5 protein-coding genes and 2 pseudogenes are annotated in these 5,669 nt (G+C 39.5%); all 7 read right to left on the bottom strand.

Annotated elements, in window-relative coordinates; all coding sequences use genetic code 11:
• Positions 1-370 precede the first annotated feature (370 nt).
• The 7 genes and pseudogenes from BHV83_RS11160 to BHV83_RS11130 all read right to left on the bottom strand — a co-directional run bounded on the left by BHV83_RS11160 (position 371) and on the right by BHV83_RS11130 (position 5,198).
• On the bottom strand, positions 371-631 hold the full coding sequence (locus tag BHV83_RS11160; RefSeq protein ID WP_022321222.1) for a cysteine peptidase family C39 domain-containing protein: 261 nt from the start codon (positions 629-631) through the stop codon (positions 371-373).
• Positions 632-650: 19 nt separating this feature from the next.
• Positions 651-1,721 carry a DUF4934 domain-containing protein gene (locus BHV83_RS11155; protein ID WP_122206286.1) on the bottom strand — a complete coding sequence of 357 codons (1,071 nt, stop codon included), beginning with the start codon at positions 1,719-1,721 and terminating at the stop codon, positions 651-653.
• Positions 1,722-2,041: 320 nt separating this feature from the next.
• Positions 2,042-2,764, bottom strand: coding sequence for a hypothetical protein (locus BHV83_RS11150; protein ID WP_122204611.1), 723 nt, complete (start codon positions 2,762-2,764; stop codon positions 2,042-2,044).
• A 29-nt stretch (positions 2,765-2,793) separates the two neighbouring features.
• Positions 2,794-3,348 (bottom strand): glycosyltransferase family 32 protein, encoded by a 555-nt coding sequence (locus BHV83_RS11145; RefSeq protein ID WP_286757525.1) that lies wholly within the window; start codon positions 3,346-3,348, stop codon positions 2,794-2,796.
• Positions 3,349-3,586: 238 nt separating this feature from the next.
• Positions 3,587-4,579 (bottom strand): annotated as a pseudogene (locus BHV83_RS11140) (peptidase domain-containing ABC transporter); the annotation flags it as partial.
• Between the two features lie 6 nt (positions 4,580-4,585).
• Positions 4,586-4,699 (bottom strand): annotated as a pseudogene (locus BHV83_RS11135) (cysteine peptidase family C39 domain-containing protein); the annotation flags it as partial.
• A gap of 232 nt (positions 4,700-4,931) precedes the next feature.
• Positions 4,932-5,198 carry a hypothetical protein gene (locus BHV83_RS11130; protein ID WP_055285083.1) on the bottom strand — a complete coding sequence of 89 codons (267 nt, stop codon included), beginning with the start codon at positions 5,196-5,198 and terminating at the stop codon, positions 4,932-4,934.
• Positions 5,199-5,669: the final 471 nt, after the last annotated feature.

The following is a 5,669-nucleotide window of genomic DNA, read 5'->3' as shown; positions in this document are numbered from 1 at the left end:
ACGGAAGTTTGAGGAAAAAATACGTGGTTTACCGAATGCTTACGAATAAACTGCTTAAGGGTAAGTGTGTGTTATGATATCAAGGAGGTTACAGCAGCTGTAGAGAAAGTTGTGTTTTTCTATAATACCGAACACCTCACATGAGTATCAATTGATGGCACCTCAGGTGGGTGTCACTCATACAGGTGAAATCAAGAAAGGATGGACCAGTTATAGAGATATTGCAATAAAAAATCTGCAACCAGAGAACATCATTACTATCAGATAAATAACATTTTGTTTTTCAAATAATAAAACAACACCAGACCATTTCTTCAAAAAATATTCATTAGTTTCTTCTATCTTCTGACCTTCGACAAAATAAGTAAATTTATCTTGTTTTTATATCTGTCACCACTACAAAAGTTCCATCCAGATGAGCAATAAAAGGAACTTCCAATTCTTGTAAGGCGTTAATCTCTCTTTCCAGTTTCAGCCCTTCGGATTTTATACCGTAATGATATAACATATTAGAGACACCTAATAAATCATTCTTATGAGGATGTTCTTCATAATATTTCCTTGCATAAATTTTAGTATACTTTACATCAAGTAAGTCCAATATAAATAATAAAATATTATTCTTTTTCATATATCTCACAATATCGTTTCTATTTTTTCAAAGTGCCGATGCACAATACCTGATTTTCTTCCTCCGAATGCCTCTCTTGTGTATAAAAATAATAATAACGCTCTGTATCTGTGTTCAAGGGGCGGATGTCAACTATACCACTATGGTTTATATCATCTTCATATCCTTTCTCCATATTATAGCCCGTCATTTCTTTTAGGTCATAACAAAAACGCATATATCTGTCTGCTACCCAATAGGCAGAGAAAACATATCGATTGCTCCGATAGATATTCCACAACGCCAATGTTCGTTCTCCCTCGACATCGACGCCGGTTGTTCCAAAATCAACTTTCAGGCTCGGGATACGTTCGTTTCCCTCCAATTGATATAACGTATCTCGCAAGAATGGTTCAGAATTAAATTCATAATAATATTGATAGACATTTCCCGAACTTTCGGTAATAAAATCTTGGTGGGAATGCCACCAAAGCATACGTGGATTAACATACGTTTTCAGATGCAAGCTATCTGTTATTTCCAAATCAGTGCTTACGAAATCAAGATTCGTCTTTTGGATACGACCGTCTTCTCCATCCTCATCTCTTTCACTTATCAATATCAAACTGCCATTAGTAAAATTCGCATATCTTACATGCTCTTCCACATACTTTCTTTCCCTTATGAAATTCCCGTCAAAATCATACAGTAACAATTTAGACAAGGTTGTTATATATAAATATTCATTTTGAAAATCAGCTGCAATGTCTATCAGACCGGTAAATTCACCCGGTCCTTGTCCCATCGAACCTATCGTACGAAGAAATTTTCCATTGCCGTCAAACATAATGGGAGTCGGGTTCTTACGATCTATCAAAAAAATATAGTCATCTGTATAAATCACACGTGTAACCAAGTCGCTTATCAAACTATGTTCCGTCAGCTCCAAATGGATATTTTTCACTTCTTCCGTAATATCAGACAAGGAGACCTTCTTACGGCTGTTCTCCAGATCGACAGGGATGACCGGCATCTCTGTTTTTTCATTTGCAACACAAGAGAAAAGCCCCGATAGCATCAATAAAGCATACAATAAATAAGCAAACTTCATATTTTTTTACCGTTTAACACGTACCAAATAAATTCGATATTCATTTTTTCCTGACTCATTATTCCTCTGTTCCGTAGTGAAATAAAGACAATCCTGCCTATTCGACATACTTAACGAAACATATCCAGTATGATACAAATCATCAACCACACCTGCAGTCCAGCTAAGCTCATTTCCTAAATATTGTACATTATATTCTGCCGAAGAACCTTTGACTGATCTAACATACAAATAATCTTTACAAGAGATTCCATCTGGATCATCCAGATCGTTTCGAGAGTATTTTACAAATAAATAACGTCCGAATAAAGCGTGGCAATTCAACACCCCCGCTCCGACAAAAAGCGCTTTCCCGGCTCTATACACCAACGCAAATAAGGTTCAAAACGGTTTCCCCGAACTTGGTACAGAGTAGAATCCGTACCCATGGAAAAAAATAGCCGCCCATTAACAATAGAAAAAGTAGCAGTGGAAGCGATTGAAAATCCCGCCCAATAATAATCCTTATGGAAAACACCTAAGTCTTCAATATCACCGCTCATACAATCGATATTTGACAATTTGTAATAGCTCGTATCATCCCGCATAAAATATTGCTGCATCCAAACTTTATTTTCAAAAAAAGTACAAGCACAAACATTTTGTTCCAATGGGTATTGACGCAATAGTTTACCAGAATAATCATAGCACTCCAATACACATTTCTCATTTTTTGATATCGGGATATACAACTCATGCTTGGCTTCGTCTCCAGTGATGCCTAATATATATCCACCACATTTAAATGTACGAATATATTGGCCGGAAAGATGGTATTGATGGACATTGTTTGTAATCCCGGCCAAATAGATATACTGCCCAGAGAACCAAATAGATTGATGTTGTCCTGGTTTTTTATTCAATGATATGACTGTTGATTTATCTGCAATATTCGAAAGATTCAAGGTGGTCAAACGCTGAGTGCTAACAAACAACACGTTTTCTTTTTGTCCCCAAATGAAAAAAGGGGATAAGAACAATATAAGTATACAAATCCATTTCATTGTTTAAATATAATGTGAATCTTCGAAAATTAGGTATGAAAACAGTGTGTCTTTCGTACTCGTCCCCGTGCTTGATACAGGGACGAGTACGAAAGACACACTACCTTTTCTTTTAGAAGCAGTCTCCCCCCCCCATAAGAGCTACAAACATCAGGTAAATAATAAAGAGCTTCTTTTTCACTACTTGCCGTCACATTAAAGCAAGGGACATTGCTTCCCGTACCACAACAACAACGATAGGTCCCTTTACCAAAAATTTTTGCCATTTCTTCATTACTTAAAATAGCACCTTGTTTTTTCAAAGAACACTCATAATCGAAATCAACATACAGACCTCCTATCTTATATAAAATCATATACCGAATCACATCCCAACGCATAACATCATATGGGAATTTATTATAAATATCCATATAAAAAGGATAATACTCATGTACAAATGAATCCATACGTGCCTTATCCCAATATACATATTCCCAATCCGGATTCTTATCTCTCCATGATTTACCCAATTTACAAAGAAAATCAGGCAAAGGGGTTGTCTTACCTTCCCATACTTGATGAATTATTTTGGGAATTTGCATATTACATTCAATTTTTTATATCATAGCAGTTATAAATCACACGAAAGTATTTCAGTACTCTATTTAATGTTAATACAAATGTATGGTTTCTTTTATAACAAGCAATATATAGTCTTATGTTACATAACATATCAAGATTATGCCCCATCACTTCCTGCACCGCTTCACTGCGTAATTCTATGTCTTTCCCTTTTTCCATATACAATTTGTAAATGATGATTTACCGGTAAATCATCATTTAATTGCCTAATTCCAACTGGTTCTTCACCAATTTGTAATATATTCCGCGTTTCGCCGTCAGTTCTTCGTGCGTCCCCTCCTCGGCTACCCGCCCTTTGTCCAGGACGACGATGTTGTCCGCATCCCTGACCGTGCTCAAACGGTGCGCCACCACGACCACCGTGCGGCCCCGGTAAAACCGGTGCAGGTGCTCCATGATCTCTTTCTCGTTGTTGGTGTCCAGGGCATTCGTCGCCTCGTCCAGGAAGATAAACTCCGGATCCTTGTACACCGCACGGGCGATCAGGATACGCTGCCGCTGCCCCTGGCTAACGCCGTTCCCTTCCATGCCGATCCTCGTGTTGTAGCCCAACGGCAACGAGTCGATGAACTCCCGGATATTCGCCACCGTAACGGCATGCAGCAGCCGCTCCCTGTCGATCGATTCAGCCCCCACCGCTATGTTACGCGCGATCGTGTCAGAGAAGATGAAGCCGTCCTGCATCACACACCCCGTATGCGCACGCCACACATGCGGGTTCATATCCTTCAGCAAGACGTTCCCCACGCGGATCGCCCCCTTGTTCGGCTCGTAGAAACCAAGCAGCAACTTGACAAGCGTCGTCTTCCCGCTGCCGTTCGCCCCCACCACAGCCGTCACCTTGTGCTGCGGGATCGCGAGGCTGACATGCTCCAGCACATAGTCACGGTCCGCCCCGTCATAGCTGAAGCACACATCCTCCACCCGGAGCGTCCGCTCTTCCGGGAGCCGGTTCGTTTTCAAGGCAAGCGTCTGTTCCTCATCCTCCTTCTGATGGATCTCGCCGAGCCGCTCCAGGCTGATCTTCGCATCCTGAAAGGCACACGCAAAGCCGATGAACTGCTCGATAGGAGCCGTCAACTGCCCTACGATATACGTCAGCGACATCATCATGCCCAACGTCATTTCACCCGAAACAACAGCCCGCGCCGCCAAAAAGGAGATCAGGATATTCGTGGTCTGGTTGAATGCCTGTTCGCGGAGGTACTGGATGGAATAGCTGCGACCGTAGTACTTCGCGATCATGCGCAGGCACGAGGGACCGCAGTCGGCGGATTCGAGTTGGTGGGAATGGGGGAATGTATCGAACATTTTTATTTGATATGACAAAGATTTAAACGTCCAATCACTATTTCATAATTAGATGGAGACGGACAAAGATAACAATGGCAGTCCAAATTGCAGCAGTCCGTAATTTCCAATATCAACTGTTTCGTATTGGCTATATTTTGTTTGATGATTTGAGGTTCCGGCTTTGTTATGAAAGAAACTTCTTTATGATCCAAGACTTTGTGTTGTTTCAAAAATCAAATTTTGTCTCATATCATTCTATTTTAAGGTTGCTATCATAAATCACCGGATTATCATATTCCTTCAAGTTTTCCAAAATCCGGATCAGTTGCGCTTTCTTTTCCGGCATCAACACTTCGGTTACTTTCAATTCATCAATATCAATCTGTTCCAACAAATCTGTTGCTTCATATTTGGCAATCCAGCTATTTTCGTTCTGGTCAAAAGGATAGAATGGCAAGCCGCCGCAAAGGTCGTTGATAAATTTAGGGGTTTCAACATCTACATATCTTACTTTCATAAAAGGTGTTTCTTTAAATTCTCCACCATTACAAATAGAAGTAACAGAACCGTCCTCTTTGTTAACCCGAAGCAGATAAGAATATACATCTTGCTTTGCTGTCAAAAACAAATATTCTTTTGTTTCTAAAATGTCCGATACAAATATACAACGAAAGTAACCGTTGTCCTTTGCCAGTATCATTTGCATCGAACTCACGTATATATTAACAAATTTTACACAAACAACAAATTCAAATTAAAATATTATCGCTTTTTTTGTAAAAAGAGCCAATCATAATAGTTATTGACCGAGAAAAAAGTGAATGAATAGATTAAAATAAGGAATCAAGTGAAGCTTGTGTTTGAGGTAATGAATTTTATGATTGAAATATAAGAGCCTGTTTAAATTTTGCATTTGTTGGTTGTGAGAGTTGTATTGAGGATGTTTTTCTGTAGGAGATGCCGTCTTTTTTGTTGAAACACGTGACTT

It is taken from the genome of Parabacteroides sp. merdae-related_45_40, assembly GCF_001915675.1.
The sequence above is the reverse complement of the archived record's forward strand: the minus strand, read 5'-3'. Positions and strand labels throughout refer to the sequence as shown.